Genomic DNA, 26,882 nt, shown 5'->3' with positions numbered 1-26,882 from the left:
AATACCGCGGAAGAGTGACAATAAAACAGCTCTGACCTGCACTGATAACTATCAGCGCAGGTCAGAGCCTCAATTCACCGAATACGTATTCACTATTTCTCAGAAAAATCGTGAATTTCCAGCGAATTCAAACATGAATGGTCTCAATGGTTGACACGATGACTATCGAAGAAAAACCCGCGCCCTCCACGGAGCAAGCGGCGCACCCATCTCTTCCCACACATTCGCATTGGTCAGGACTGGGACAAACGCAGGTACGGCCTCGGAAATCTCTGAAGGAAGGACCGGGGCCAGATCTTTCGAGGAAAGATTTGCAATAACTACCAGCTGGCGCTCACCCAAGGTGCGGCGGAAGGCGAAAATCTCACGATGCCCCGCATCGATGCGCTCAAACCGCCCATCGGCAACAACCGGCAGGTGATGACGCAGGCGAATGAGCGCGCGGAAGTAGGAGAACACCGAGACCGGGTCCCCCACCTGCTCGGAGGCGTTGATGACCGGGTAGTTCGGATTGAGAGCAATCCACGGCGTACCCGTCGTAAAACCAGCATTGTCCGACGCATCCCACTGGACGGGAGTGCGCGCGTTATCGCGGCCCATCGCACGCAGGCCATCAAGGACGCGCTCGGGATCGTCTCCGTGTTCGGTGGCCACACGGTAGTAGTTGGTGGACTCGATGTCCTCAAAGTCCTCGATCCCCGCGAAGACCGTGTTCGTCATGCCCAGTTCTTCACCCTGGTAGATATAGGGGGTTCCGCGCAGGAGATGAAGAATCGTCGCAAGTGCGGTTGCACTGTCATACCAGTACTTTTCATCGCCGAAACGACTGACCGTGCGCGGTTGATCGTGGTTGCACAGGTAGAGGCTGTTCCATCCCCGCTCGGCGAGGCCTTCTTGCCAGCGCGTGAGCGAGTCCGCGAGGTCTCCTGCCTCCAACGTGCGGCGGCCGAATTTTCCTTCGGGCAGCCCTAAGCCGACGTGCTCGAATTGGAAGATCATGTTGACTTCGTGGCGCGCGGGATCAGAGTAGAGAGGAGCATTTTCGAGGAGTACCCCGGGGGTTTCCCCAACGGTGAAGATCGCTCCACGGCCCTCGAAAACCTCACCGTGCATTTCCTGGAGAAATTCATGCAGGCGCGGTCCCTCCATGTAGAAGGGGCTTCCGTCGGCAAGATCCTGACCGGGCTGGCAGGTGCCATCGGGAAGGCCGGGGACCTTCGAGATCAGGTTGATGACATCCATTCGGAAGCCATCGACCCCGCGGTCTAGCCACCAGCGCATCATTTCGTAGACGGCCTGGCGAACTTCGGGGTTCTCCCAGTTCAGGTCGGGCTGTTTTTCTGCGAAGAGATGGAGGTAGTACTGACCGGTATGCGGGTCGTATTTCCACACGGGACCGGAGAAGAATGATCCCCAATTCGTGGGTTCGGCTCCGGGGGTTCCTCCCTCAAAACCCGGACGCGGGTCACGCCAGTAGTACCAATCGCGCTTTGGATTATCGATCGAGGAACGCGACTCAATGAACCACGGGTGCTCGTCCGAGGTGTGGTTGACGACCAGGTCCATGACCAGTTTCATCCCTAGGGAGTGAACGTCTGCGATGAGTTCATTGAAGTCGTCCATGGTCCCGAAAGCGGGATCGATGTCCTGATAATCGGAAATGTCGTAGCCATTATCGGCTTGGGGCGAGCGGTAGATCGGCGAGAGCCACAGGACATCAACGCCCAGTTCCTTCAGGTATCCCAACCTGGAGCGGATCCCTTGGAGATCGCCGAAACCATCTCCGTTCGCGTCGTTAAATGAGCGGGGATAGATCTGATAAACAACCGCGCTCTTCCACCATTCATCGGCCGGAAAGTGAAGTGCCGAGTGCGTTTCGGGAAGTTGAGTTTCATCGAATAACACAGAGAACCTGCCAAATCTTCGTTGGTGGAGGTGCGAATGCCCTGCGGACCTTGGATGTTCGTGATCTCAGTGAACACCAACTTCTGGGCGATGTCTACACGCGTCCATCCCCTCCTGCTTTAGCTCGCTCACCTACGGCCTCAGAACAGTCATAGGCCCGGAGTCAGTGAGCTAAAGCAGGAATGAGAGAACGAAGTGGGGAGGGCACGCCCCGGCCTCGCCGCGCTGTATCCCCTTCGCCGCGTCCTCACCCCTTCGTCGCGCCACCGGCGAGGCCAGCAACGATATAGCGCTGCAGAGCAATGAAGAGGATCAAAACCGGGATTGCAATAACCGTGGCCACAGCCATCAGGTCATTCCAGTTCGTCGCATACTGACCGATCAAGCGGTTCAAAGCAACCGTCAAAGGCTGCAGATCCGCCTTCGTCAGCAAGGTCAACGCGAAGGTGAATTCACCCCAAGTCATGAGGAACGAGAAGGACCCGATCATGATGACACCAGGGCGAATCGTTGGGATCACCACGCGAACGATGGTTCCAATGATTCCGAGGCCATCAAGTCGCGCCGCCTCCTCAACTTCCTTCGGGAACTGCTTGAAGAAAGGCCGCAGCATGATGATCGCGAAAGGCAGGGTGCCCGTCACGTCCGCCAAGATGATCGAGGGGAGGGTGTTAACCATTCCCGCTTGACGGAAAAGCACGAACATCGGGATCGAGATCGCGATGGCGGGGAGGAGCTGAACGACGCTCAACAAGATCAGCATCCCCGTTGTCACTGCGCTCCTCATTCGCGCGATCGCGTAGGCCGCGGGGATTGCAAAGAGCAGCGTCAGTACCAGACACCCAGCAGCGATGATCGCCGAGTTCCCCAGCGCCTTCCAGATCCCAAAGTTGTCGCTGAAGGCGACTCGGAAGGAATCAAGCGTCGGATTTTGTGGGATGAGGTGCGGTGGCTGAACGAAGGTTTCTTTCTGCGTCTTGAAGGCCGTGCACACCATCCAATAGACCGGGAAAAGATAGAAGATCGCCATGACCCATGCGGCGGCAGATTTTGCGATGCGCACGCGGCCTTCATGCTTCTCGTGCTTTGTCTTCGCAAAAGTCCTCGTTTCCGAGGCCTCGGCGCGCTTTCCGTCCTTGGGTGCACTTTCGCTGGCCACACCTCGGACTTCAGAAGTCTCCACAGACATCACGCATCCTCCTTATCCAGCGAACGAACATAGAACCACGACAGCGCCAAGGGCAGAACCATCGTCAGCATCGAGGCGGCTGCACCATTACCAAAATCGAAGACCTTGAAGGTCTGCAGGTAAGTGAAGATCGGCAAAGTCGTCGTCGCTTCAACGGGCCCGCCTTTCGTCATCGTGTAGATCAGGTCGAAGACCTTGTAGGTATTGATGACACCCAAGAGCAAGAGCGAGAAGACGACAGGACGCATGAGGGGTTCCGTAATGGAGAAGAAGGTACGGATGGGGCCCGCACCATCAACTTCGGCGGCCTCGTACAAGCCATCGTCGATGGTGTGCAATCCCGACAAGATCAGGAGCATGTTGAAGGGCATTCCAACCCAGAGGTTTGCGACAACGACCGCGACCATTGCGGTTGTTGGACCGGTGAGCCACATGACCGGTTTGTCCACCAGGTGCATTGAGGTCAAGAAGTAGTTAATGACGCCGAAATCAGAGTCGAACATCCAGCGGAAAATTGTTCCGGTCACGACAGCGGGAAGAATCCAGGCGACCAGCAGCAGCGCTCGAATGATGCCGTTTCCGGGGAAGGGTTTGCGGAAAAAGAGCGCCATCGCGTATCCGATGATGAACTGCAGTGCCAGCGAGGCGAAAGTGAAGATCGCCGAGAGCTTGAGGCCATTCCAAAAGCCGGGACTCGCCAGGACTGCTTCGTAGTTCGCAAAGCCCGTCGGGTGGTAGTCGCCCGTAATGAGGTTGGAACCGTTGGCATCGGAGATTGACAGCCAGATGTTATAGACCAGGGGAACAACGAGGAAAATTGTTATGTAGATGATTGCGGGTAGCGCAAGGAGGAACCCCAGGCGTCGCGTGCGCGCCATGGAACGAGATCCTGCGTCGTGACCCGCTTTCTTTGTTCGCGTCATCGTAAATTCACTTACTCAGAGTTGCGGGCTCCCCACGCGAGTAGGGATACCGCGGCTTTGCCACGGACTCCCATTGTTGCGTTTGTACTCGCGTGGGGTGCCACTAGGTATTGTGCGGTCCTTGACGAGGCCTACGATACTCGCCGGACCTGTGTCCTTTGCCGCTCAGTTCTTGGGCAGCAATGGGGTGATTGTCTCCGCGGCCTTCTTCGCTGCGGCCTCGGGGGTTGCTGCGCCAGTCAGGGCTTCCTGCATGGACAGCTGGATTGCCTCGGAAATCTTCGGGTAGTCCTTTCCGTATGCGCGTGCGTGTGCGTACTGGAGCTGGTCTTCGAAGACCTTGAGCTTAGGATCGCTCGAGAGCTTGAGCTTACCCTGCAGGTCGGGGCGCGAGGAGAGCTGGCCGGAGCCATCGCAGTAGATCTTGGCGCCTTCTGCGCTGGTCAGGTACTTCGCGAGCTTCACGGCTGCCTCGGACTGCTTTGCACCGTTCATGACGACAACGTTTTCGCCACCCATCGAGGTTGCTGCGCGCTTGTCCTTAGGAAGCGGAGCGACGTCCCATTCGATCTCGGCATCCTTGGTCAGGGTCGAGAGCTCCCACGGGCCATTGATCATCATCGCGGCCTTGCCGGTGATGAACTGGGTACGCGCATCTTCCTGGGTGTAGTTGACGACTGCTTCGCTGACGGAACCGTCTTCGATCATGCCGCGCAGGTAGGCCAGTGCGGTTGCGCCGGACTCGCTGTAGTTGGACATGTCGCCGCCGGTCTGCCACACGAAGGGCAGGAGCTGGAAGGTTCCGGACTCGTTCTTCACGGCTGAGATTGCCAGGCCCTTGACGTCACCCTTGGTGGTCTTCTTGGCTGCTTCCTTGAGGGACGCCCAGTCGGTGGGGACCTCAACGCCAGCTTCCTTGAGCATGGTCTTGTTGTAGTACAGGGCGAGGTTGTTCGAGTTCAGCGGAATACCGTAGGTCTTTCCATCGAATTCAACCGAGGACCAGGGGCCATCGAAGAAATCAGACTTGTTGATACCATCACCGCTGAGGTCCTTGAGCATGCCCAAAGACGCGAAGTTCTGGTTGTCGACCACGTCCACGACTGCAACGTCGGGGACCTCGCCGCCGACCGAGCCCTGGAGAATGGACTTCGACAGGTCAGCGAAAGCAAAGGTGGTGCGCTTGACCTTGATGTCGGGGTTTGCCTTCTCGAACTCTGCAATCGATGCTTCGATCGAGCTGTTGGCGGTGTCACCGCTCAGGTAGTCCCACATTTCAACGGTGACCTGTCCACCGGAGGCGCCAGACGAAGAATCCGACTTTCCTCCTGAACATGCGCCCAGTCCCAGTGCCATCACTGAGGCACCGAAAAGGGCAACGCCGCGCATTGCGAGCTTCGATGTGTGTGCCATTATTCTCTCTCCTTTGAGTGTTGATAGTTGTCCGTCAGCAACTACCAAGTTCCGTGTTTTCACGGACAAATACGGGGATGCACTCCAGTGGTGCATCGATGGTGACCTCTTGCCCACCCTCGAAGACGTCTCCCAGGGTGTACGAGGCCGCACCTGCCTTTTCTCCTTCTTCGCCGCCTGCGATCAGCAGCTGCTGCCAGCGCGCTCCCGCAGGAAGGTAGACGCGAGCGCTGCGGGCACCGGCCTCGACAATGGGGGCGACAAGGAGGTCGGGACCAAGGAGGAATTCTCCTTCTTCTTCCCACGCGCGCGCGTCCTCGGGGAATTCGAGGAAGAGTGCGCGCATGGGGGGAATTCCGCGCTCGGCGGCCTCGTCCATGACGCGGCCGATGTAGGGGCGCAGCGCTTCCCTGAGGTGGATGTAGCGCGCGCAGATTTGTGCGACTTCCTCGCCGTAGGACCAGATTTCGTTGGGTCCTCCGGGGTTGTCCGAGGCCACGTCCTCGCGGGGTTCGCGGTGACCGTGGACGCGCATGAGTGGGCAGAATGTGCCGAACTCGAACCAGCGGGCGAAGAGCTCCTGGTAGGCGGGGTTGCTGGGGTCGCCTCCGTGGAAGCCGCCAATGTCGCTTGTCCACCACGGGATTCCTGAGATTCCGATGGATTGGCCTGCTCGGACCTGAGTGAAGAGCGCCTCCCAGGTGGGGGCAATATCGCCGCTCCATACCGCCGAGCCGTACTTGGCTTGGCCGGCCCACGCGCTGCGACACAGGCTGAGGAATTGGTCTTCGCCCTGCTCACGCATTCCTTCCCAGACCATGCGCGCGTTCTCGCGCGGGTAGAGGTTGGAGACGTTCAGGCCGCTTCCGGAGTAGAAGCGCAGGTTGGAGGGGTGACCGGGGTTGAGTTCCGGTTCGCAGGCATCGAGCCAGAACACGCGCACACCCAGATCGAAGTAGTTGTTTTTGAGTTTGTCCCAGACGTACTCGCGGGCCGCGGGGTTTGTCGGGTCGTAGAAGGCAACGGGGAGCGGGCGGTCCATTCCCTTATCGCGGAAGGTCTGGTGGTATTCGACTCCTGCTTCGGTGCCGACCAAGAGGCCCTTGGCGCGAATTTCTGCGTCCGTTTGCGCGAGCGGAGAGACAGTGGGCCACACGGAGACCATGAGCTTGGTGCCCATTTCTTCCAGTTCGGCCATCATTGCTTCGGGGTTTGGGTACTCGTTTTCGTCGAAGCGCCACTCCCCCATTGCGGGCCAGTGGATGAAGTCGGTGACGATCACGGACAGGGGCAGGCCGCGGCGCTTGTATTCGCGCGCGACTTCCATGAGTTCTTCTTGGCTGGTGTAGCGCAGTTTCGATTGCCACAGTCCCAGTGCCCACTGAGGGATGCGGGGCGCGTGACCGACGGCGTCGGCGTAGGCCTCGAGGATTTCCTTGGGGGTATCGCCCACGCACACCCAGTAGTCGATCCATTCGCTCGCCTGCGCGACCCAGCGGGTACTTTCTTTGGCGAATTCGACGCGGCCGACGGAGGGGTTGTTCCACAAGAATCCGTAGTCCTTGTCAGAGAGGACGAAGGGAATGGACACTTCGCCGTTTCGCTGGACGAGGTCGGAGACGATTCCCTTGTGGTCGAGGAAATCGTAGGAGTGCTGGCCCATTCCGTAGAAGCGTTCGCCGGGGTCGGAGGCGAAGCACTGGTGGACTTCGTGTCCGCCGAAACCAGGGTAGATTCCGTGGGCGCCTGGCCACCAGAAGTGCTCGGGGGCTTCGCGGAGGATAGATTCGCCGTCCTTGCGGAAATCCAGAAGGAAGCGGGCGATTCCTGTTCCACCGTCAAGGCTGGCGACGACGCTGATACGCCCGTTGGTGAAGACTTCTTCGGGTGTGTCGTAGCCGGGGATCTCAGTGACCTTTGCTTCTTCCGTGCTTGTCCCGAGGCCGGTGGCGGGCCCCACTTCGAGGGCTCCTAGTCCTTGGGGGAAGTCTGCAGAGGGGCCGATGCGCACACGAAGCGCATTGCGCCCCCATGCCTCAATGCGGATGAACTCGTGCGCGAAGCAGAGTTCAACTGCGCCGGGGTACTGCTTCTTCGTGTACACCTGTGCTCCTTTTTGACCGGACGCATACGTATCCGCTTAATGACAATTTTCAGGAGTTTTTCTGGTATTGTTCATTACGCATACGTATTCGTCGGATAAAAAATATTTGCGGGCATCGACGCCCGCACATGTGATGCGGAACTCACAATAAGTTGTTCACGCGATCCTGTCAAGATACCGGGAGGACCTGAGATGGCGCGTCAGCCAACCAGCAGAGACGTTGCAAAACTAGCGGGAGTCTCGCAAACCACGGTCTCGTATGTCATGAGTGGACGCCGAGCCGTCTCCCCCGAGACGGAAAAGCGTGTCCAAATTGCAATGAAAGAGCTGGGGTATCAGCCCCATGCGGGTGCCCGATCCTTGCGTTCACGAAAGTCCCGCGTCCTGGGAGTGGTGGTCCCCTACCACGAGGGAGCGGACGCGGCGGCCCAGCACTACATGCTGATCACTCTGGCGCAGCTCTTGCGCGAACACGATTTCGACCTGCTATTGATCACCGCCGACGAGGGCGCCGCCGGGCTTCGAAGAGTCATGCAGACCGCGCTGTGTGATGGCCTGTTCATCATGGAGGTGCGCTTCAATGATGCTCGTTTGGGCGTCGTTGCAGAGAGCAAGATCCCCACAGTTTTCATTGGAACCCCGGGGTCTGGGCCTTTCAATGCACCGATCCAGTCCATCGACGTTGATTACTACGAGGCCGGGCGCGCTGCGGTTCACCGCCTGCGTGACGCGGGAGCGCGCAACATTGCTTTCGTCCATTCGGCAAGCCCCGATGTGCAATCGTTGAACTTCGTCTCGCAGTTCAGGCAGGCGGTTGTTGATACGGCGGGCGAGTCGGGGATTCCTTTGCTCTCGCGCACGTGCGAGACGGGAATCCGCGAGATCCGTAAGCTCGTTGGGCAAATTGCCGGTGATAACCGGATTGATTCCTATATTTTGGGGCCGACGATTTCTGCGGATGACTGGTGCAATGCCCTGATTGACCTGGGGATTCGTCCTGGCCGCGATGTCTCGCTGGTAGCCAGCGGCTGGTCTGCCGAGCGCGCACACTGTCTATTCGATGTCGATCACTTTGATACTCGCCCCGACGAACTATTGAGGCGTGCGGTCGAGATGCTGGTTGCCCAAATCGATGGCGCGCCCCGAAAGGAAGCCGCCGCGGAAGCTATAGCCGCCGATGCCGCGACGTCGGCAGATTCCGAGGCCAAGATCCGCCGTCCCGTACATGGCCTGACCTTGCTTGATCCGATTTTCGTGCCCGGGAATACGGTTGTTGGTGAAGGTCGAGAAAGCTGACTTCCGCCCCGCTATGCTCCGCTTTGCCTCTATCCCGCCCCATCTCCTGGTTTAGCTCGTCGACTCCTAACGTATAAGCGTTCATAGGCCAGGAATCTATGAGCTAAACCAGGAAAGAGGGAGCTAAAGACGGAGGTAGAGCAGGAAACCAGGAATAAGGGAGCTAAAGCCCTTACTTGCGTCCGCCTCGCGCGGCGTACTTCTCGACGTGACGCTCAAGCGCCGCGCGAACGAGGCCCGCGAATAGCGGGTGAGCCTTCGTCGGACGCGACTTGAACTCGGGGTGCGCCTGAGTTGCTACATAGTAGGGGTGCATGGAGCGATCTAGCTCGACAAACTCGACCAGGTTCCCATCGGGGGAAGTACCCGAGATGTGCAGGCCAACCGATTCCAGCTGATCGCGGTAGTCGTTGTTCACCTCGAAACGGTGACGGTGGCGCTCCGAAACCTGGGTCTTGCCATAGGCCTCGGCAACAATAGAACCTTCCTGAAGGACCGCGGGGTAGGCGCCCAGTCGCATGGTCCCACCCAGATCACCATCGCCCTCAACAATGTCGACCTGGGAGTCCATCGTGTGAACGACCGGATCGGGAGTCTCGGGATCCATCTCGGTCGACGAGGCCCCCGTCAGCCCCAGCAGATCACGCGCGGCCTCGATGACCATGCATTGCAAGCCCAAGCACAGGCCAAGGGTCGGGATCTTATGCTCGCGCGCCCACCGCAGCGCACCCAACTTGCCTTCAATGCCTCGGATGCCGAAACCGCCGGGGACGATGATCGCGTCCACACCTTCCAGTGCCTTCTGCGCTCCCTCGGGAGTCTCGCAGGTGTCAGAGGCAACCCAACGCAGGTCCACGCGCGCATTATTCGCAAAACCACCGTGCTTTACGGCCTCGGAAACCGAAAGGTAGGCGTCGTGCAGGTTGATGTATTTTCCAACCAGCGCAACCTCGACGCGGTACTTCGGGGACTCGACGCGCTCAAGGAGCTCGTTCCACTCGCTCCAATCCACATCGCGGAAAGCCAAGCCCAGTCGCTGGACCAGGAACGCGTCCAAGCCCTCGCGGTGCAGTGTCGGGGGGACCTCATAAATAGAGGCCGCATCCTTACATTCGATGACAGCATCACGGTCAACATCGCACATGAGTGCAACCTTGCCCTTGATTCCCTCGGGCAGCGGGCGGTCCGTACGCAGCACTAGGGCATCTGGCTGGATACCGATCGAACGCAGGGTCGCAACCGAGTGCTGGGTCGGCTTGGTCTTGAGTTCACCAGCCGCAGGCAGGAAGGGAATCAGCGCAACGTGAACGAATGCGACATTGTCGCGACCCAGGTCGGCGCGCACCTGACGCGCGGCCTCCAAGAAGGGCTGGGACTCGATATCGCCCACGGTTCCGCCAATTTCCGTGATGATGACATCGGGGGCGTTTCCCTCGGCGTCGGGGATGGCCTGCGCGCGCATGACGCGCTTGATCTCATCCGTGATGTGGGGAATGACCTGGACGGTGTCGCCCAGGTATTCGCCGCGGCGTTCCTTCGCGATGACGGTGGAGTACACCTGACCGGTCGTCGCGTTCGCCGCGCCGGAGAGGTTCACGTCCAAGAAGCGCTCGTAGTGGCCAATATCCAGGTCGGTTTCTGCGCCATCTTCCGTGACGAAAACCTCACCGTGTTGGAAGGGATTCATGGTCCCCGGATCGACATTGATGTAAGGATCGAGCTTTTGCATGGCAACGCTCAGACCGCGTGAACGCAGCAGGCGCCCCAACGACGAGGCCGTCAAACCCTTACCTAAAGAAGAAACCACACCTCCGGTGACAAAGATGTGGCGAGTGATGTTTTCCTGTGCGTCTTGTCGACGTCCATAGCTGTTTACCATGGAATCTCAGTTTACAACCACCCATTCTCAGTCGCGACCTTGAGCGCTTCGGCGCGCGTGTGCGCGTGGGTCTTATCCATCGCCGAGCTCACGTAGTTGCGCACCGTCCCCGCCGACAGCATGAGCTCCGAGGCCACGTCCTCCACGGTCCCGCCGCTTTCGAAAGCGCGCAGTACCTCAACTTCGCGGGCGCTGAGCGGGCTTTGGCCTTTCGTGAGCGCATCGACCGCGAGCGCGGGGTCAACGACGCGAAGCCCCTGTGAAGTTCGACGAATGGCGTCAAGCAGTTGAGCAGCGGGAGCGTCCTTGACGACAAAGCCCAATGCGCCGGCATCGAGTGCGCGCTGGACGTAGCCGGGGCGCCCGAAGGTTGTCACCATGAGTACGCGCGCGGCCGATCCTCGTTCTTTCAGTGCAGTGGCAGTACTGATCCCATCCATGACGGGCATTTCGACGTCCATGATCACGACCAGCGGGACCTCGCTACCTGGATGCGCGCTCGTGTGGGCTTCGACTGCAGCCAAGGCCTCGTGCCCATTACCCGCCTGAGCGACGACGTGCATATCGTCTTCCAAATCAATAAGCGCGCTCAAGGCACCACGAATCAAGGCCTGATCATCGGCCACAATCACGTGAATCATGCGGTTTCCTTCGAAGCGCGAGTACTTGACCCGTCAATCGTACACGCAGCTCAGAGCGCCTCGCCCTTAAAAGCCAAGCGCAGCTCCCAGGTGCTGCCTTCACTGCCCCAAGTCACTTCCCCTTCCGAGGCCGCGCGCTCGCGCAGTCCCTGAAGTCCCGTTCCCCCGCCTCGCGAGGCCAAGGAGTACTTCTGCGAGTATCCATCGTTTCGTACGAGGACCTCAGCGGGAGTCAGGCGTACGTGGATGCTCTTGGGGTGGGCGTGGGTAATGGCGTTGGCCGTTCCCTCACGGATGATATGAGCGGCAAGGGAAGCTCGAGGGCCGGGTGGGATGTCGCCTCGAATATCGGCGGTGAACTCAATCCCCGCTTGCTCGCAGAGTTCGCGAGCCGAATTCACTTCTTCTTCCGGGGACAAACTGCGCGAGGCCGCAATGATCCCCCGCAGGTCCTCCTTCGCCTGGCGGGACAACTCCAGGGTCTGCGCAATCTGTTCACCGGCCTCGTCAATCTTTCCAACGGAAAGCAGGCGCTGGGCAAGTTCGTTCTTCATGGTGATGACGGTCAGCGAGTGCCCGAGGATATCGTGTAGATCTCCGGCGAAACGCAGGCGTTCGCGCTCGCGGACCAGACTGATTGCTTGGCGTTGGCGTTGTTCCTCTGAGTGGCGGTTGTCGAAACTGCGACGCACGGCCAGGGTTAAGCCCAAAACCATGAGCAGGGCGATGATCGCGTAGCTCAAGGCCAGTGCGTCAATGCTGCCAATGGGCAGCAAGATGGCGATCACTTCCCAGCCGACGAGCGCCACTAGGCCGGGGAGCACGTAATTCCGAGGTGCTTGAAGGTTCCAGCCCGCAATTGAGTAGGTGATGAAAAGGGCCGAGGTCACTCGCGATGCGCCGGCTGCGACCAGAACTAGCCCCAGCGCAACCACCAAAGCCAGCAAGATCCCGTGCGAAATCCACATCTTCTTCTTGATGTGTGCTCCCCATTCGGGGGTTGGGTTCACGACGTAGATCGCGATATCGGCGACTGCGACTGCAAGAGTGAGGGCCAGGATCAGTACCGTCATGCCGGGAGATTCGACACTCGGAACCATGACCAGTGGGAATGCCAAGAAAGCCAGGTAGGGAAGTGCCCACAGCACTGCGGACAAGCGCGGGTGGCGCTGCGTCCACGATGCTTTGGCTGTGGTGGTGTCCATGCTCTTCCCTCTCCCGGCTATTTCCTGGAATTCTTCGTGTGGCACGTTCATGCTGTCAGCGATCAGTGTCCCTGTGCTGCGCCCAAACTGCAAGCACGACAAAGGGAATGAACCAGGCCGCTGCAGAAATTACCCAGGTCCACTTAAAGGAATCGAAACCGTATAGGGGTAGTTGCGAGAGGTAGAAAATCCCGTAGAAGGGGCTTCCCGGGGCGATGCTCTTGAAGAAAGTCCCCATGGAGTCGATCGGGATGAACATTCCCGCAAGGAATGCGCCCAAGACGACAACGCCGTTGATCACTGCGAAGGAGGTATCCGAACGCAGGAGGAATCCCAGTGCCAGACCCAGCGTTGCTGACATCATGGCCGCAGCCAGGACAATCAGGGCGCTTTGGATCCAGGCTGCGGGAGTCATGCGCGCTCCAGTCGCATACCCCACGCCGTAGGTGACAGCAATGACGACGGCGCTCATGGAGATTGCTGCGACCAGACGAGAGAAGATGAAGGCTCCGGAGCTCACGGGAGTAAGCGCGAAGAGGCGAGATGTTCCGGACGTGCGCTCTAGGGCGACGACCGTTGCTGCTGATGCCCCGGCGATCATCACGCCGTAGAGGGTCATGGAGACCAGGACAGTTGCACCGACATTGGCGTTGACGGCCCACTCTTTCGAGTATTCCTGTCCGGCGCCGAACATCATGTAGAGGAAGATCGGCAGGATCAGTGCGAAACCGAACATGGCCGGGTTTGCCACCAGTTTGAGGAAGGCCTTCCAGGTGAGCATCCCGATTCCTTCCCATGAGCTCACTGCGGTGCGCTTGCTCCAGGGGTTGGTTTCTGCGTGAGTGTGCGTTGTCATTTTGAATCCTTATATACGTAAAAAGCTGTGGGGAAATCTGCGAGGCTCGGGCTGGCTTTACTGGGTGAGCTCCGAGAAAACGTCCTCGAGGCTGGAGAAAACGACCTCGAACTCGCGAGCATTCTCAAGGCCAATGACGAAGCGCGCTGCCTCATCGGAGAAGGTCGTGCGGAACTCTACGCGCGCCCACTGTTCATCGGCGTCGCTCTCCCCCGCGGAACTTTCGGTATCGGATTGGCGGACCTTGGCCTCGGCAATTTCGCTGAGCTCCCACGTCGTTCCCAATTCTTCGGCGCGAGCAGCCAAGGAAGCGCGAACCTCACCTAGGCGCGCGCGGGGAACAGAGAAGGCAAGGCGCGTTGTCGAGTGGGCGCGGCGGATTTCCTCGGTAGGGGCGTCGGCGGTGATTTCGCCGGCGTTGACGATGATGGTGCGCTCGGCGTAGTCCTGCGCCTCGGCCAGGTAGTGGGTGGCGAAGAGGATCGTCTTGCCTTTCGAGGCCTGGGCGCTCATGAGTTCCCAGAATTCCTTGCGCATGCTTGCGTCCATGCCGGCGGTCGGCTCGTCGAGGATGATGAGTTCGGGGTCGGGCAGGAGGGCAAGTGCGAGGCGGACGCGTTGCTGCTCGCCGCCGGAGAGCTTGCGAATCTTGCGCGCGAGGAGGTGTCGGAGGTAGGTCTCGTCAACGATGGGGTCGATGGATTCTTCGCGCTTGTAGACGCGGGCGAAGAGCTTGAGGAGTTCTGCGACGGTGTAGTCATTGGGCAGTGCGCCGGTTTGCAGCACGACTCCCACGAGGCGGCGGCGAATTGCTTCCTTGGCGCTCATGCCGAAAACTTCGACCGTGCCGCCATTGGCCTCTTGCAGGCCCAAGATGATGTCGATCGCCGTGCTCTTTCCTGCGCCGTTACGGCCCAAGAATGCGACGATTTCGCCGGAATCGACGCGCATGTTGATTCCTTTGAGGGCCTGAACCTGCCCGTAGGTTTTGACGAGGCCTTCGGCGAAGATCGCCGGTGTGGTGGAGTGATCCGTGTTTGTGTTCATGCCTCTAGTCAACCGTCGAGGCACAAAGGGCAACAGTGGCGTTTGAACGAAGTTTCACATGACACTTGTCATGAGATCTTTATGAGGCTTCTTCTACTATTAAGGGGTGAGTTCTTGCGATTCCCATTTAATTACTCTCCCCGTCCGCCGTTTTTCACACTTCTATCCTCAAGTTCGCGCGCTACTCACCGAGGCTTTCCCCTCTTCTGAACTCGTGCCTGAATGGGTACTCAACACCTTCGCACTGCGTCGTTCCATTGATTTTCTGGCTTACTTTAATCCCGCTCAAGAGTCGAGTTTTTGCGGGATTACCCTCACGATTCACTCGGAGGATTTACTCTTTGTCATCTTCCTGGCAACGGACCGTTCCGCACGTTCCAAGGGGTATGGTTCGCGCATCCTGTCCCAACTCAAAGAGCACTACCCCGAACACGCGATTGCCCTGGAAATTGAACCGATGCTTCGCGATGCCGAGAATTTTCACCAACGCGAGAGGCGACTGGCTTTCTATCAGCGCAATGGCTTCGATGAGACCGGCTTGTTTACGAATTATGAGGGCGAGAACTACGAGATCTTGCTCTACCTACCCGCGCAGCTCCCCGACGAAGGTGCGACAGCGCAGCGCTACAAGGATTTAGGCGTATTGTGTGGAGCCCTTGAGGAACTCCTATCGTCATTGACCATGCCGGTCTTCATCCCCACCATCCACGTCGGCATGAGGGAATAGCCGAGGCCGAGGCCGCGGCTACGCGGCAGGGTCTGGTAGGTCGCGGTGGTCGTTGGGAATCAACACCCGCGAATCAGACACCACCACACCTCCTCGCCGTCGTTGAGGTCAACCTCAGCCTAACGAAGAACGCTGATTCAGCAAGTAATTACTCGACACTATTTCGATATTTGAGAAAACAAACCATCGTAAGCGATTCGCGGGCACTGGCCTCGTACCGCAATCATCCCGCACGGCTCAAAGCCATAAGCCTCCAGCGCTCGACGCATCGGCGCATTATCAAGGTGCGTATCACAGCGCAAATATGGAACTCGCCCCACGCAAAAATCCATGACCACGCGAGTGACCCCACGGCCTCGGACGCTGGCAAGGCGATGGATCACGCCATATTCATCGTCGAAGTGCCAAGCCCCATCAATCTGGGAATACTCCTCTTCCGGCCCGCGAGCGAAACTAAACACTGCCAAAGGCCCCTGTTCATCACAAACAAGGAAGCATTCGCCTCTTTCAATGTCCCTGAGCGCGTCACTACGGTTGGGGTAATCACTGGGCCACTGCGTCGGATTACCGTTCGCCCGCATGAATTCGCGAGCGTGATCAAAAGCAGACTCGATGAAATCCAGATCCTCGGAAGTGGCAGGGCGTATGAACATGCCATCAGGGTAGCTCACGCCCGAACTCCCCTTCGCCACCGGGCACCCCTTCATCCAAACCGTTACGCTGCACCTATGGCCAGCGAACATCCCACACGAAACGAGCACTTCGGAAAATACCTTGCTTTAGGTATCGGCACTCACGTCATGTGGGGATTTTTCCCGCTGTACTTCCACCTTCTTGAACCGGCTGGCTCGCTGGAAATCATCGTTCACCGAGCGCTGTGGGCCTTCATCGCCTGCTTAATTGCACTGGCACTGACTCGCTCCCTTCCCAGAATGTGGCGCGTGATCCGAACCCCCGCGCTCATGGCGCCACTCGCCGCCGCAGGTTTCTTGGTTGTCATCAACTGGACGACCTATATTTACGCAATCCTCATTGGCCACACGACCGATGCCGCGCTCGGCTATTACATCAATCCCCTCTTCACGGTCGCCCTGGGGATGGTCGTTCTCCACGAGAGAATCTCGCGCCTCCAAGGCGTTGCTCTTGGCCTGGGCGTTCTTGCGGTGATTGTCATCATCGTGGGGCTTGGCCGGCTCCCGTGGATTTCGTTCGCACTTCCCGCATCCTTCGGTCTGTACTCACTGGTGAAAAAGAAGGTCGCACTCAAGGTTGCTCCCCTCGATGGAATGGCCATTGAAACCGCGGTCGTCATCCCGATTTTAGGGATTTATTACGCCTACCTTGTTGCCCACCAATCGACGTCATTCCACACCCTTCAGCGCGCCGGCGATGGTGCGATGTCCTGGCAGCTTCACCTGGCAATGCTCATCGGAGCGGGAATCCTAACCGTCATTCCGCTCATCACATTCGCCAAGGCATCGCAGGGACTCCCGCTGGGTCTCTTGGGTTTCCTTCAGTACATTTCCCCGAGTATCCAGCTGGTCATTGGCGTGTGCATCTTCCACGAGTACATGGAGCCGACGCGCTGGATCGCGACCGGAATTGTCTGGGTCGCCCTTGCGCTGCTCAGTGTCGACGGCGTGATCAGAATGCGACGCGCCAGGCAATAACGAGGCCCAGTGCGACGATAACCGCCACCACGATCCCCGCGATCACGCGGTTTCGCACGCTCTTTTCCCCGCGTGGCTTTCGCGAGCGCGTTCCGTTTGCGAAGGCCTCGAGGTCGCTGAGTGGACCGCTATTCGCCGTTTCCCGCCAGCTCCAATCCACGGCTTCACCTGACGAGGCCGTGGTGGGGATCGCCGTTGGAGCGTACTGCGACGCTGTGGCTTGGACAGGTTCAGACTGAGGCGGCTGAAGTGGCTGCGGGGCGCTTGGCGCTGCCTGGACGCCGTAATCGATGATCGGTGTCCCTGCGGCTTGGGGCATCCCCATCTCGGAAGCGCTCGGGCCAATCGGCATGTTCGAGGTGTACTGAATCTGCGGTTCGAGCGTTCCCCCGGAAGAGTCAAGGATCCACTGGCGCAACTGTGGATACAGGCTGGGGTTTTTCAGCAGATGCCGACGAAGGTCAGGGCGCTCGGCCGCGAGTTGCGCCATGAGTTCGGGCGGCATCGTGGGGTCTTGAGCTTGGGCGGGGGTGATCGAATTGAGGTCGTACATTAGGCGGGTTCCTCGCGAGAGGTGAAGTTCGCAAAGCGCGCCATGTGTCCTTGGAAGAGGACGCGAATTGTTCCGGTCTCACCGTTACGGTGCTTCGCCAAGATAATGTCGGCTTCGCCCGGACGATCCTCAGGATTGTAGTATTCGGGCCGGTGCAAGAGGATGATGATGTCCGCGTCTTGCTCGAGTGAGCCCGATTCACGCAGGTCGCTCATCATCGGCTTCTTATCGGTTCGCGCTTCGGGACCGCGGTTCAGCTGTGCGACAGCGATGACCGGGACGTCGAGGTCTTTGGCCAAAAGTTTGAGGTTTCGCGACAGGACAGAAACTTCCTGCTGACGTGATTCGACCTGCTTACCCGTTGTCATGAGCTGGAGGTAGTCCACGACGACCAGGCCCAGATTGTGCTGTTGCTTGAGTCTGTAGCATTTCGAGCGAATCTCGGTCATGGTGACATTCGCTGAATCGTCGACGAAGATCGGGGCTTCGGAGATCTTCCCCGTCGTTTCCGAAACCTTGCGCCAATCGCGTTCGGTCATCTCGCCCTTCATCATCTTGCTCATGAAGACCGAGGACTCGGCGGAGAGCATACGCATGGCGATGTCGTTTTGGGACATTTCCAACGAGAAGATGACCGATGTGATGTCGTGCTTGATGGAGGCGGAGCGACAAAAGTCAAGTGCCAGCGTGGACTTACCCATGGCAGGACGCGCCGCAACGATGATCATCTGGCCGCCGCGCAAGCCCCCGGTGTAGCGGTCGAGGTCGACGAATCCGGTGGGAACGCCGGCGACTTTCCCCTGGTTGAGTTCGATCTTTTCAAGCTCGGTGAGGATGTTTTCGGACATCTCGGCCATCGACACGTAGTCGGTTTGCGCTTGGCGTTCTGCGACGGCGAAGATCTCCGCCTGGGCTTTGTCGACGATTTCATCGACATCGCCACCGGCGTCCGCGTAACCGAGTTGGACGACTCGCGTGCCCGCAGTGACGAGGCGACGCAAGATCGCGCGCTCTTTCACGATTCGCGCGTAGTAGCCCGCGTTTGCTGCGGTAGGAACCGATGCGATCAGGCTGTGGATGTACGAGGCCCCGCCGACCCTGGACAGATCGCCTTGCCTTTGGAGTTCACCAACGACTGTCACCGCGTCCGCGGGTTCGCCCCGGCCCATGAGGTCGATGATCGTGTTGTGAATGATTTCGTGGGCAGGCTTGTAGTAGTCACTTCCACGAATTTCTTCGCTGACATCGGTGATTGCTTCTTTGGAGAGCATCATGGAGCCCAAGACGGACATCTCTGCATCGATGTCTTGGGGTGGGGTGCGATCGAAGTCTTCCGATGCCATGTGTGAAGCTCTCCTCAGGCGGATAGTGCGCATGTGGATGGGGGTTAAACGCAAAGCGCGTACACGCGAGCCTACTGCCAAGCGAGCGCCACTGCCACTCTCAAGTTCAACACGAATGTGGACGGATTGTGGATACTCTGTGGATAGCACCGCGTGTCTTCCACATGACCTGTGGATGAAGTGTCTTTCACAAGCCTATTCTCAGCTTGCCTTCAGTTTGGGCTTTCCTCAGAAAGCCGCCATTTTCCGAGTATGATCTTTCCACAGATGTGTACACAGTCTGTGGATAAAAAGTGGAGGGACAATCAGTGGATAGCGCCGATCAGCGAAAAGACATGTCTCAATCGCAGATTGAAGGTTTACCTGAGTCACAACTCGCAATCCACAACCAGGCTGCATCAACTGCACAAGAGTACTCTGAACAGGCTTTATCCACAGATGAATCCACTTCCGTGGATAAACCGACACTCACTGACGCATCCGAGGATATTTCCAGCACTTCCCCAGTTAAGCGCGATGAATCCGCACAAACTCGCAGCAAAAAGCCCAGCCTGACACGCCAAATCCTCTCCCTCGCAATCCCCACCCTGGGCGCAACAATTGCGCAGCCACTTTTCCTCACGATCGACTCCGCAATGGTTGGTCACCTCGGCGCCGAAAAAATTGCCGGCATGTCACTTGCCATGATCGTGATCAACACGGTCTACGGCATGTCGATCTTTTTGGCCTACTCGACCACTGCCGAAACCGCCCAGGCAATGGGAGCCGGAAACGAGCGACGCGCCCGCGAGCTCGGCGTCCACGCCATGTGGCTGGCCGCCATCATCGGCATCACACTCGCAGGAGTTCTCGCACTCATCGGCACTCCCCTCTTGCGCGCACTGGGAGCCGCCGAGGAAATCATGCCCTACGCCTCGTCATTCCTGCACGCGTCCCTTCCGGGGCTTGCGGCATCGCTGATCACCATGGCGGCCACCGGAGTTTTGCGCGGAATGAAGGACACGACCACCCCGCTCATCGCCGCAGGAGTCGGTGCCCTCCTCAACGTTGGCCTCAATGCTTTCCTCATCTACGGGATCAATCTGGGGATCGTCGGTAGCGGTATTGGAACCTCGATCGTCTCTACAATCATGGCGATCAGCTTGGTGTCAATCCTCGCCCGACCGGCGCGAGCCAAGGGTGTTTCTTTACGTCCATCACTGACAGGAATCCGCCAATCTGCGCGCGTCGGCGGCCCTCTCTTGGCACGCTCGGTCGCAGTTCGTCTGGCCTTCCTCACCTCGATCTGGAGCGCGACGGCGATCAGCGTCAACGGCCTCGCGGCCTACCAAGTCGTCATGTCGGCCTGGCAAATCCCGCTCTTCCTTCTCGACTCCCTTGCTATCGCCTCGCAAACTCTGGTCGGATTCGCCATCGGTTCGGGGGATCGCTCGCAACTGCGCACCCTGCTTCGCACGCTCTCGTGGTGGGGAATCGGAGCGGGCGTCATCATCGGCGCGCTCACCGCTTCCCTTTCCCCGTGGATCCCTTCCTTCTTCGTTTCCGAGGCCGTCGTCCGCCACATGGCGATCCCCGCGGTCATCGTCAATGCGGTCTTTTTCCCCGCGCAATCACACGCATTCCTGCTCGACGGTGTCTTGATCGGTGCAGGACGCGGCGTATCTTTGGCTAAAGCTGCATTTCTCAACCTCGCGATCCTGCTTCCCGCGCTGTGGGGATTTACGCTTCTTCGGCCCTGCCTGAGTGAGACCGCGGCGGTGGCGGTACTCATTGGTTTGGTGACCGGTTTGTACATGGTGACCCGAGCGATCACAAACTCGTGGATCACGTGGTTTTCGCCGCGAAATGCGCTCATTCCGCGGGATGATTCGCTCGCTCCATCGCAGGCCGCAGTGTGATTCACCGCTCGTGACAGGAAGCTGAAAAAACGCTAGACTTGGACGCTGGACTGTTTCCACCCACCCGGGATGGAACTCAGTCTCGCGGACACCCATGTGTCCGTGTGCAAAAGCCGGTGGAACTCCGGTGATTGCAACGCATGACCCTCCTGTCACGGAAATACCGTGACCGCGAAGACCACAGGAGGTGGGTATCAACGTGCGTGAATACGAACTGATGGTGATCCTCGATCCTTCGATCGACGAGCGCACCGTCGCCCCGCAGATGGAGAAGTACCTCGAGCAGGTCACCGCTAACGGCGGCTCCGTCGAAAAGGTCGACATCTGGGGCAAGCGTCGTCTTGCCTACGACATTCTCAAGCGTTCCGAGGGTATCTACGTTGTCATCAACATGACGACCACCCCCGAAATTGCGCTGGAAATCAACCGCTTGATGACTCTGAACGAGTCCATCCTGCGCACGAAGCTCCTGCGTCCGGACGCCCACTGACCTTCGCTCACCTGAGCAATCACCTCACACAGCCCACCAAGGAGATCCAATGGCTGGAGAAACCGTCATCACGATCATTGGCAATTTGACCAATGATCCGGAACTGCGTTGGACGCAGAGCGGAGCACCCGTCGCCGACTTCACGGTGGCATCCACCCCGCGTTCCTTCGACCGCCAAAGCGGCGAATGGAAGGACGGGGAAACCCTGTTCATGCGCTGCTCCGTCTGGCGCGAAATGGCTGAAAATGTCGGCGAATCCCTGCGAAAGGGAATGCGCGTCATTGTCACCGGTCGCCTCGTGCAGCGCTCTTTCGAAACCCGCGAGGGCGAACGCCGTACCGTCGTTGAACTTCAGGTCGAAGAAGTCGGCCCCTCACTGCGTCGCGCAAAGGCACAGGTCACCCGCACGGGCGGCCAGGCCTCGGCAGGCGCACCCCAGGGAGGCTACTCCCAGGGTGGCGGCTACGGACAGCAGCAGGGCTATGGAAACCAAGGTGGTTACTCGCAGAGCCAGGCCAGCTACGGCGCACCTGCCGGCGGTTCACAAGACGATCCGTGGCGCACATCCGATTCCGGTGTTGCGACCTCTTTCGCCGAGGATCCGCCCTTCTAAATAGCACCGCGCGCCAGTAACCGGTGCGCACACGTGCTGAACACATGCTTGGGAGCGTTCACTCGCTCAGATCATCAAGGAGAACATCATGGCGAAGCCTCAACTTCGCAATAAGCCCATTAAGAAGAAGGCCAACCCGCTGAAGTCGGCCAAGATCGAATCGATCGATTACAAGGACACCGCTCTGCTGCGTAAGTTCATTTCGGACCGTGGCAAGATCCGCGCTCGCCGCGTCACCGGTGTCTCCGTCCAGGAGCAGCGTCGCATTGCTCGCGCCGTCAAGAACGCACGCGAAATGGCTCTGCTGCCCTACACCTCTACCGGCCGCTGATTCGAAGGGAAGGACTGAAAAATGGCAACTACCAAGCTCATCCTCACCCACGATGTGGATCGTCTCGGATCCGCCGGCGATGTCGTCGAGGTCAAGTCTGGATACGCTCGTAACTACCTGATCCCCCGTGGCTTCGCCACCAAGTGGACCAAGGGCGCACAGGTTCAGATCGATCAGATGGCTGCTGCTCGCCGCCGTCGTGAGATCGCGTCCATCGACGATGCTCGCATCGTGCGCGATGCCCTGCAGGCCGCGGTTGTGACCGTGAACAGCAAGGTCGGCGCACATGGACGCCTCTTCGGTTCCGTCTCTGCTTCTCAGATTGCAGAAGCCGTGAAGGAACAGCTGGGCCAGACCATCGATCGTCGTCGCGTGATCATCGCTGACCCGATCAAGACCACCGGTGACCACACCGTGACGGTCAACCTTCACTCCGAAGTCACCGCGAACCTCAAGGTCCGCGTGCTGGCTGTCAAGTGAGCGTCTGACAAGACCATAAAGAGGGCCGGGGCACTCCCTTTCGGGAGGCCCCGGCCTTTTTGTCTTTCTTTTTCACGGGTGCCAGGCAGCTGCCTGAGCAGTGCTCCATTCGACGCTCGAGGACGTGTCCGCGCCGATGGAGCCTCCGAAGCTACCTGCCTTCTGCCCGACTCGGACCGCCGCCCTCGGAGCCCGCAGCACCCGTATTTTGAGCGGTCGGAGTCTGGGTCGGCTGTACCTCAGATCCGGGAGTCGACTCGCTCGCCTCGGGGGTCGGTGTCGGCGTCTCTTCGCTTGGAGTGGGGGTCGTTGAAACCTGGGGTGCGGGGGCTACAGGAGTAGCTGACTGGCGGGTGTACCAATCGAAGTGGAGCTTCGTCTGGTTCGCGGTCGCCTGCTTCATGTAGCGCATCCACACGGTCACCGGCCAGTCACCACCGTGGAATTGGCCAAGCCCACCGATATTCGTCAAAGAAACGGGATTGCCGTTCTCATCGAGCTGGTACATGCTCACTGCAGTGACCAGTTCAGGAGTAAAACCGACGAACTGCGCGGTCTTCTGATCTTCAGAGGTACCGGTCTTACCGCCGGTGTCCTGCTTAAGTGCGGCCGCGGCCTCGGCAGTACCGCCCGAAGCGGTCACTGCTTCAAGCGCGGGAAGCACGGTAGACATGGTCTTGGTATCGAAAATCTGTTCCGGGTCAACGTTTGTCTTAAAGACCTTGGAGCCATCAGAGTTTTGAACCTCGCGGACAATATGCGGAGTGGTTCGCTTTCCACCCGAAGCGATCGTCGAATAGGCGTGCGCAAGGTCAATGTTGTGAGGAGCCGCAAAACCCAAGACGTTGAGCAGCGAATCATCCAAACCGCTCGTATCCTCGGGGATTCCCAGGTCGATAGCAACCTTCTTCGTTGTTGCGGGGCCAACTTCCTGGTTGAGTCCAACGAAAACAGTGTTGATCGAGTTCTTCGTTGCGTTCACCAGGTTCTGACGGCCCCAAGACACACCAGAATCGTTGCTCACCGCACGTGACATTCCGCTGAAGGTCTTGGGCGAGGAGCCATCGTAAACGTCGTAGATCGAGCCCCCCTGCTCGGCGTGAGCAACCAGGGCGAAAGGCTTGAAGGTTGAACCGGCAGCCATGATGTCCTGTGTTGCCGCATTTTGCTGGCGCGTGAGGTAATCCTTGCCGCCGTACTCTGCGACGATTTCGCCGGTAGCGGGATCCAATGACGTCAAAGCCACGTGCATGGAATCTTCATTCCATCCGCGCACCGTGTACATGTACTCTGCAGCGGCAACGGCCTGATCCTGCTTGTCCTTATCAATCGTGGAAATAATGCGGTATCCGCCGGTCGCCAGCTGGTCTGCCGTGAAGCCTTCTGCCGCGAGTTCAGTCCGGACCTGCTCCATGAGATAGCCGGTCGGGCCTTCCATCGTCGGACCACCCAAGGTATCGGGATCGATAGTCTTTGGGAACTCAGCGGCGTTAGCGTCTGCCTGCGAAATCCAACCATCCTCAACCATCAGGTTGATGACGCGCTGCCAACGCGAGCGTGCTTTCTCTTCATCGACTGCCGGATCCCACGCGGAAGGAGCGGGGATGATCCCAGCGATCATTGCGGCCTCGGAAAGGGTGAGATCCTTTGCTTCGTGACCGAAGTACGCCTGAGATGCGGCTTCGATCCCGTAGGCACCGCGACCAAAGTAAATGGTGTTGAGGTAGTTGCCAATGATCTCGTCCTTGGTCTGCTCACGATTGATCTTGAGAGCAAGGATCGCTTCCTTGGCTTTACCCACATAACCGGTCGTTTCACCGACGTAGTAGCGCTCAACATACTGCTGGGTCAGGGTCGACGCACCCTGGCGCGCCCCACCCCTAATGTTGTTGACCAGCGCGCGACCGATACCTTTGAGGTCGACACCGGAGTTCGTGTAGAAGGTGCGATCCTCCGAGGCAACCACGGCATGTGAGACATAGTCGGGCAAGGTGCTGGAATCGATGATCTTCCTATTCACCTGCGACATCCGGCCCATTTCGGTGGTGCCATCGGCGTAGTAAACAGTCGTCGTCTGTGCAAGAGCAACCTGATCCGCCTGCGGAATCTTCAACGAGGCATAGGCAATGAGGAAGGTACCAAAGCCGGCAATAATGAGGCCGAGGAAGGTGTAGAAGGCTCCTCGTGCAATCCGTGCTGCGAGGCTGCGCTTCTTCTTCCCCTTGGCCGGACCCTTCTTCTTTCCGCCGCCCTTGCCGGACGCTGCTGTACGTGATGCCGGACGCGTCGACCCCGTGCGTGAGGTACTCCCTGACGAGGCCGCGCGAGTGCTTGCGCGCCGACTTCCACTTGAGCTGGCTGCTGCCCCACTCGAGGAGCCGCGAGAAACTCGTGCAACCGCTGAAGTGCGCTTAGGTGCAGAAGAAGCAGGTGTCTGGGGGATGGTTCCCTCGCCTTCACGACGGGCCTGCTGCGCAAGTCGACGTCGAGTTGCCTCGGCTCGCGAGGGAAGGGCGCGACGTCCCTGATCGTCGTTTGCTTGTGAAGGTGCCACGAAATCCAGCCTTTCAGCATAGGTTCATCGTGACTAGCCTACGCAGAAAGGCAGGCAATTGCCTAAAGGTAGCTCCGGATCGGCTTAGTTTTCGCTGGCAGCGCGACGTTTACGAGCCCTCTTCTGCGCGGACATTTCTTCCCAGCGAGCCTGCTGAGCCTGATACTCTTCGGCAACTTCTCGCACCTCATCGGATGCCCACCACGCAAGCAGGGCCTCGCGCGCGGCCTCTTCACCCATGGGCCCATTTTCCATGCGCAGGTCAAGGAGGTAGTCACGCGCCATCTTCACGGCCTTAGAGGGGCGGATCCCCAGAATCTCCATGATCTGATCCCCATCAAGATCGGGGCGGATCGCGTCAAGTTCTTCTTGCGCGCGCAACGCGGCAATACGCTCTTCCAGATCGTCATAGGCGGCAGACAAGAATGCGGCCTTACGCTTGTTGCGAGTCGTGCAGTCCGCTCGGGTCAATCGGTGAAGGCGCTCGAGAAGTTCTCCCGCGTCCGCCACGTAGCGACGAACCGCCGAATCGCTCCACTTCGCATCGCCATAACCGTGGAAACGCAAGTGAAGAGCAACCAAGTCAGAGACGGCATCGGTCGTGGCCTTATCGAAACGCAGGGCCTTCATGCGCTTGCGCGTCATCTTCGCACCCACCAATTCATGATGGTGGAAAGAGACCGTGCCATTAGATTCGAAGCACCGCGTAGCCGGCTTACCGACGTCGTGCATGAGGGCAGCAAAACGCAAGATAAAGTCCGGCTCGGGAACCGGGCCATCCGCGTCGGTCTCCAGGTCGATCGCCTGATCCAAGACGGTGAGCGTGTGCTGATAGACGTCCTTGTGCCTATTGTGCTCATCAACTGTTGACACGAGGGCTGACAATTCAGGAAGAACAATGTCAGCAACGCCCGTGTGGACCATGAGCTCAAGGCCTCGCCTGGGCCACGGGGAAATAATCAGTCGCTCGAGTTCAGCGCGAATACGCTCTGCCGAAACAATTTCCAAGCGCCCCGCCATAGATTCCATGGCGTCCATGACGTCCTCATCCACGTCAATGCCAAGCTGGGCGCTAAAGCGTGCGGCTCGCATGATGCGCAGCGGGTCATCATCAAAGGATTGCAGTGCGCTAACCGGGGTGCGAAGACGACCAACGGCCAGATCAGAGAGGCCGTCATGGGGGTCAACGAGCGCCAATTGCGGCAGGCGCATCGCCATAGCGTTGACGGTGAAGTCGCGGCGAGTGAGGTCACCTTCCAAAGTGTCGCCGTATTCGACCTCGGGCTTTCGCGATCCCACTTCGTAGGAATCAGTGCGATAGGTCGTCACCTCGACGACAAAATTGCCACGCCTACCACCGATGGTGCCGAACTCGCGGCCGATGTCCCAGGTTGAGTTTCCCCACTGAGCAAGAAGCTCTTCGGTTTTCTCTGGGCGAGCAGAGGTCGTGCAGTCAAAATCGTGAGGGGTCAGCCCCAAAAAAGCATCGCGAACCGGTCCTCCGACCAAGCTGATTTCCTCGCCGGCCTGGGTGAAGATCTCGCCCAGTTCGAGGATTTCCTTGGGAATACGGGAGAAAGCCTCTTTCGCCTGGGCCATGAGTAGGCCCAAATCACCCTCGCCTAAACCAGAGGGGCGGGGTGCGTGAGAGCGGGCTTGACCCATTGTTCGCGACAGTTGTGTACTCATCCCCTCCAGCATGCCATGTTTTGGGCTTCTTTGGCTTGCTCGCATCACGGCTTCATTCATGGTTGACACGGGAATA

23 protein-coding genes are annotated in these 26,882 nt (G+C 58.8%); 8 read left to right on the top strand and 15 right to left on the bottom strand.

What is annotated here, in order from left to right; translation table 11 throughout:
- Positions 1-162 precede the first annotated feature (162 nt).
- The 5 genes from ACWNMW_RS04945 to ACWNMW_RS04925 all read right to left on the bottom strand — a co-directional run bounded on the left by ACWNMW_RS04945 (position 163) and on the right by ACWNMW_RS04925 (position 7,534).
- A complete protein-coding gene (locus ACWNMW_RS04945) occupies positions 163-1,905 on the bottom strand; it encodes an alpha-glucosidase (protein ID WP_072457093.1) in 1,743 nt (580 codons plus the stop codon).
- Positions 1,906-2,152: 247 nt separating this feature from the next.
- Positions 2,153-3,094 (bottom strand): carbohydrate ABC transporter permease, encoded by a 942-nt coding sequence (locus ACWNMW_RS04940; RefSeq protein WP_449490226.1) that lies wholly within the window; start codon positions 3,092-3,094, stop codon positions 2,153-2,155.
- Positions 3,094-4,017, bottom strand: a complete 924-nt coding sequence (locus ACWNMW_RS04935; RefSeq protein WP_449490225.1) for a carbohydrate ABC transporter permease — start codon at positions 4,015-4,017, stop codon at positions 3,094-3,096. The genes ACWNMW_RS04940 and ACWNMW_RS04935 overlap by 1 nt, the downstream gene beginning before the upstream one ends.
- 165 nt (positions 4,018-4,182) lie before the next feature.
- On the bottom strand, positions 4,183-5,430 hold the full coding sequence (locus ACWNMW_RS04930) for an ABC transporter substrate-binding protein (RefSeq protein ID WP_449490224.1): 1,248 nt from the start codon (positions 5,428-5,430) through the stop codon (positions 4,183-4,185).
- A 34-nt stretch (positions 5,431-5,464) separates the two neighbouring features.
- A complete protein-coding gene (locus ACWNMW_RS04925) occupies positions 5,465-7,534 on the bottom strand; it encodes a glycoside hydrolase family 31 protein (protein WP_449490223.1) in 2,070 nt (689 codons plus the stop codon).
- A gap of 192 nt (positions 7,535-7,726) precedes the next feature.
- On the opposite strand from ACWNMW_RS04925, the gene ACWNMW_RS04920 reads away from it, so the two are divergent.
- Positions 7,727-8,830: a LacI family DNA-binding transcriptional regulator gene (locus tag ACWNMW_RS04920; RefSeq protein WP_449490222.1), complete on the top strand. Its 1,104-nt coding sequence runs from the start codon at positions 7,727-7,729 to the stop codon at positions 8,828-8,830.
- 172 nt (positions 8,831-9,002) lie between these two features.
- Here ACWNMW_RS04920 and ACWNMW_RS04915 read toward each other — a convergent pair whose 3' ends face one another.
- From ACWNMW_RS04915 to ACWNMW_RS04895, 5 genes are read right to left on the bottom strand one after another with little or no spacing between them, the layout of a single operon-like run.
- A complete protein-coding gene (locus ACWNMW_RS04915; protein WP_314212685.1) occupies positions 9,003-10,709 on the bottom strand; it encodes a CTP synthase in 1,707 nt (568 codons plus the stop codon).
- Between the two features lie 11 nt (positions 10,710-10,720).
- Positions 10,721-11,350, bottom strand: a complete 630-nt coding sequence (locus ACWNMW_RS04910; RefSeq protein ID WP_449490221.1) for a response regulator transcription factor — start codon at positions 11,348-11,350, stop codon at positions 10,721-10,723.
- A gap of 50 nt (positions 11,351-11,400) precedes the next feature.
- A complete protein-coding gene (locus ACWNMW_RS04905) occupies positions 11,401-12,555 on the bottom strand; it encodes a sensor histidine kinase (protein WP_449490220.1) in 1,155 nt (384 codons plus the stop codon).
- Positions 12,556-12,610: 55 nt separating this feature from the next.
- Positions 12,611-13,411 carry an ABC transporter permease gene (locus tag ACWNMW_RS04900; protein WP_449490219.1) on the bottom strand — a complete coding sequence of 267 codons (801 nt, stop codon included), beginning with the start codon at positions 13,409-13,411 and terminating at the stop codon, positions 12,611-12,613.
- Positions 13,412-13,468: 57 nt separating this feature from the next.
- A complete protein-coding gene (locus ACWNMW_RS04895) occupies positions 13,469-14,458 on the bottom strand; it encodes an ABC transporter ATP-binding protein (protein WP_449490218.1) in 990 nt (329 codons plus the stop codon).
- Positions 14,459-14,564: 106 nt separating this feature from the next.
- Here ACWNMW_RS04895 and ACWNMW_RS04890 point away from each other — a divergent pair, with 106 nt between their 5' ends.
- Positions 14,565-15,185, top strand: a complete 621-nt coding sequence (locus tag ACWNMW_RS04890) for a GNAT family N-acetyltransferase (protein WP_449490217.1) — start codon at positions 14,565-14,567, stop codon at positions 15,183-15,185.
- Positions 15,186-15,343: 158 nt separating this feature from the next.
- Here ACWNMW_RS04890 and ACWNMW_RS04885 read toward each other — a convergent pair whose 3' ends face one another.
- Complete coding sequence (locus ACWNMW_RS04885) at positions 15,344-15,838, bottom strand: GNAT family N-acetyltransferase (protein ID WP_449490216.1); 495 nt, start codon at positions 15,836-15,838, stop codon at positions 15,344-15,346.
- Positions 15,839-15,913: 75 nt separating this feature from the next.
- Between ACWNMW_RS04885 and rarD the strand changes: the two genes are divergently transcribed.
- On the top strand, positions 15,914-16,855 hold the full coding sequence (rarD, locus tag ACWNMW_RS04880) for an EamA family transporter RarD (protein ID WP_449490215.1): 942 nt from the start codon (positions 15,914-15,916) through the stop codon (positions 16,853-16,855).
- On the opposite strand, the gene ACWNMW_RS04875 is transcribed toward rarD, so the two are convergent.
- Complete coding sequence (locus tag ACWNMW_RS04875) at positions 16,830-17,408, bottom strand: variant leucine-rich repeat-containing protein (RefSeq protein WP_449490214.1); 579 nt, start codon at positions 17,406-17,408, stop codon at positions 16,830-16,832. The genes rarD and ACWNMW_RS04875 overlap by 26 nt on opposite strands.
- Positions 17,408-18,751, bottom strand: coding sequence for a replicative DNA helicase (gene dnaB, locus ACWNMW_RS04870; protein WP_449490213.1), 1,344 nt, complete (start codon positions 18,749-18,751; stop codon positions 17,408-17,410). The genes ACWNMW_RS04875 and dnaB overlap by 1 nt, the downstream gene beginning before the upstream one ends.
- Before the next feature lie 335 nt (positions 18,752-19,086).
- On the opposite strand from dnaB, the gene ACWNMW_RS04865 reads away from it, so the two are divergent.
- The 5 genes from ACWNMW_RS04865 (at position 19,087) to rplI (ending at position 22,563) form a co-directional block, all read left to right on the top strand.
- On the top strand, positions 19,087-20,649 hold the full coding sequence (locus ACWNMW_RS04865) for an MATE family efflux transporter (protein WP_449490212.1): 1,563 nt from the start codon (positions 19,087-19,089) through the stop codon (positions 20,647-20,649).
- Between the two features lie 199 nt (positions 20,650-20,848).
- Positions 20,849-21,139 carry a 30S ribosomal protein S6 gene (rpsF, locus tag ACWNMW_RS04860; RefSeq protein ID WP_026066645.1) on the top strand — a complete coding sequence of 97 codons (291 nt, stop codon included), beginning with the start codon at positions 20,849-20,851 and terminating at the stop codon, positions 21,137-21,139.
- A 49-nt stretch (positions 21,140-21,188) separates the two neighbouring features.
- A complete protein-coding gene (locus ACWNMW_RS04855; protein ID WP_034500982.1) occupies positions 21,189-21,752 on the top strand; it encodes a single-stranded DNA-binding protein in 564 nt (187 codons plus the stop codon).
- Between the two features lie 88 nt (positions 21,753-21,840).
- Positions 21,841-22,083 (top strand): 30S ribosomal protein S18, encoded by a 243-nt coding sequence (rpsR, locus tag ACWNMW_RS04850; protein ID WP_034500985.1) that lies wholly within the window; start codon positions 21,841-21,843, stop codon positions 22,081-22,083.
- A 21-nt stretch (positions 22,084-22,104) separates the two neighbouring features.
- Positions 22,105-22,563 (top strand): 50S ribosomal protein L9, encoded by a 459-nt coding sequence (gene rplI, locus ACWNMW_RS04845; RefSeq protein WP_034500986.1) that lies wholly within the window; start codon positions 22,105-22,107, stop codon positions 22,561-22,563.
- A 151-nt stretch (positions 22,564-22,714) separates the two neighbouring features.
- Here the strand turns inward: rplI and ACWNMW_RS04840 are convergent, their stop codons facing one another.
- Together ACWNMW_RS04840 and ACWNMW_RS04835 are read right to left on the bottom strand one after the other, a co-directional pair.
- Positions 22,715-25,117, bottom strand: a complete 2,403-nt coding sequence (locus ACWNMW_RS04840) for a transglycosylase domain-containing protein (protein WP_449490211.1) — start codon at positions 25,115-25,117, stop codon at positions 22,715-22,717.
- An 84-nt stretch (positions 25,118-25,201) separates the two neighbouring features.
- Entirely contained in the window at positions 25,202-26,716 is a 1,515-nt protein-coding gene (locus ACWNMW_RS04835; RefSeq protein ID WP_034501171.1) for a CCA tRNA nucleotidyltransferase, read from the bottom strand.
- Between the last annotated feature and the right edge of the window lie 166 nt (positions 26,717-26,882).

Source organism: Actinomyces sp. Marseille-QA0893, from assembly GCF_976954355.1.
Note: the sequence above shows the minus strand (reverse complement) of the source record. Positions and strands in the feature narration are given on the sequence as shown.

Excerpts from the sequence above, each read along its gene's own strand:
- ACWNMW_RS04940 (WP_449490226.1), bottom strand. The coding sequence starts at position 3,094 with ATGTCTGTGGAGACTTCTGAAGTCCGAGGTGTGGCCAGCGAAAGTGCA.
- ACWNMW_RS04935 (WP_449490225.1), bottom strand. The coding sequence starts at position 4,017 with ATGACGCGAACAAAGAAAGCGGGTCACGACGCAGGATCTCGTTCCATG.
- ACWNMW_RS04930 (WP_449490224.1), bottom strand. The coding sequence starts at position 5,430 with ATGGCACACACATCGAAGCTCGCAATGCGCGGCGTTGCCCTTTTCGGT.
- ACWNMW_RS04920 (WP_449490222.1), top strand. The coding sequence starts at position 7,727 with ATGGCGCGTCAGCCAACCAGCAGAGACGTTGCAAAACTAGCGGGAGTC.
- ACWNMW_RS04915 (WP_314212685.1), bottom strand. The coding sequence starts at position 10,709 with ATGGTAAACAGCTATGGACGTCGACAAGACGCACAGGAAAACATCACT.
- ACWNMW_RS04910 (WP_449490221.1), bottom strand. The coding sequence starts at position 11,350 with ATGATTCACGTGATTGTGGCCGATGATCAGGCCTTGATTCGTGGTGCC.
- ACWNMW_RS04905 (WP_449490220.1), bottom strand. The coding sequence starts at position 12,555 with ATGGACACCACCACAGCCAAAGCATCGTGGACGCAGCGCCACCCGCGC.
- ACWNMW_RS04900 (WP_449490219.1), bottom strand. The coding sequence starts at position 13,411 with ATGACAACGCACACTCACGCAGAAACCAACCCCTGGAGCAAGCGCACC.
- ACWNMW_RS04895 (WP_449490218.1), bottom strand. The coding sequence starts at position 14,458 with ATGAACACAAACACGGATCACTCCACCACACCGGCGATCTTCGCCGAA.
- ACWNMW_RS04885 (WP_449490216.1), bottom strand. The coding sequence starts at position 15,838 with ATGTTCATACGCCCTGCCACTTCCGAGGATCTGGATTTCATCGAGTCT.
- rarD (WP_449490215.1), top strand. The coding sequence starts at position 15,914 with ATGGCCAGCGAACATCCCACACGAAACGAGCACTTCGGAAAATACCTT.
- ACWNMW_RS04875 (WP_449490214.1), bottom strand. The coding sequence starts at position 17,408 with ATGTACGACCTCAATTCGATCACCCCCGCCCAAGCTCAAGACCCCACG.
- dnaB (WP_449490213.1), bottom strand. The coding sequence starts at position 18,751 with ATGGCATCGGAAGACTTCGATCGCACCCCACCCCAAGACATCGATGCA.
- ACWNMW_RS04865 (WP_449490212.1), top strand. The coding sequence starts at position 19,087 with ATGTCTCAATCGCAGATTGAAGGTTTACCTGAGTCACAACTCGCAATC.
- ACWNMW_RS04855 (WP_034500982.1), top strand. The coding sequence starts at position 21,189 with ATGGCTGGAGAAACCGTCATCACGATCATTGGCAATTTGACCAATGAT.
- rpsR (WP_034500985.1), top strand. The coding sequence starts at position 21,841 with ATGGCGAAGCCTCAACTTCGCAATAAGCCCATTAAGAAGAAGGCCAAC.
- rplI (WP_034500986.1), top strand. The coding sequence starts at position 22,105 with ATGGCAACTACCAAGCTCATCCTCACCCACGATGTGGATCGTCTCGGA.
- ACWNMW_RS04835 (WP_034501171.1), bottom strand. The coding sequence starts at position 26,716 with ATGGCCCAGGCGAAAGAGGCTTTCTCCCGTATTCCCAAGGAAATCCTC.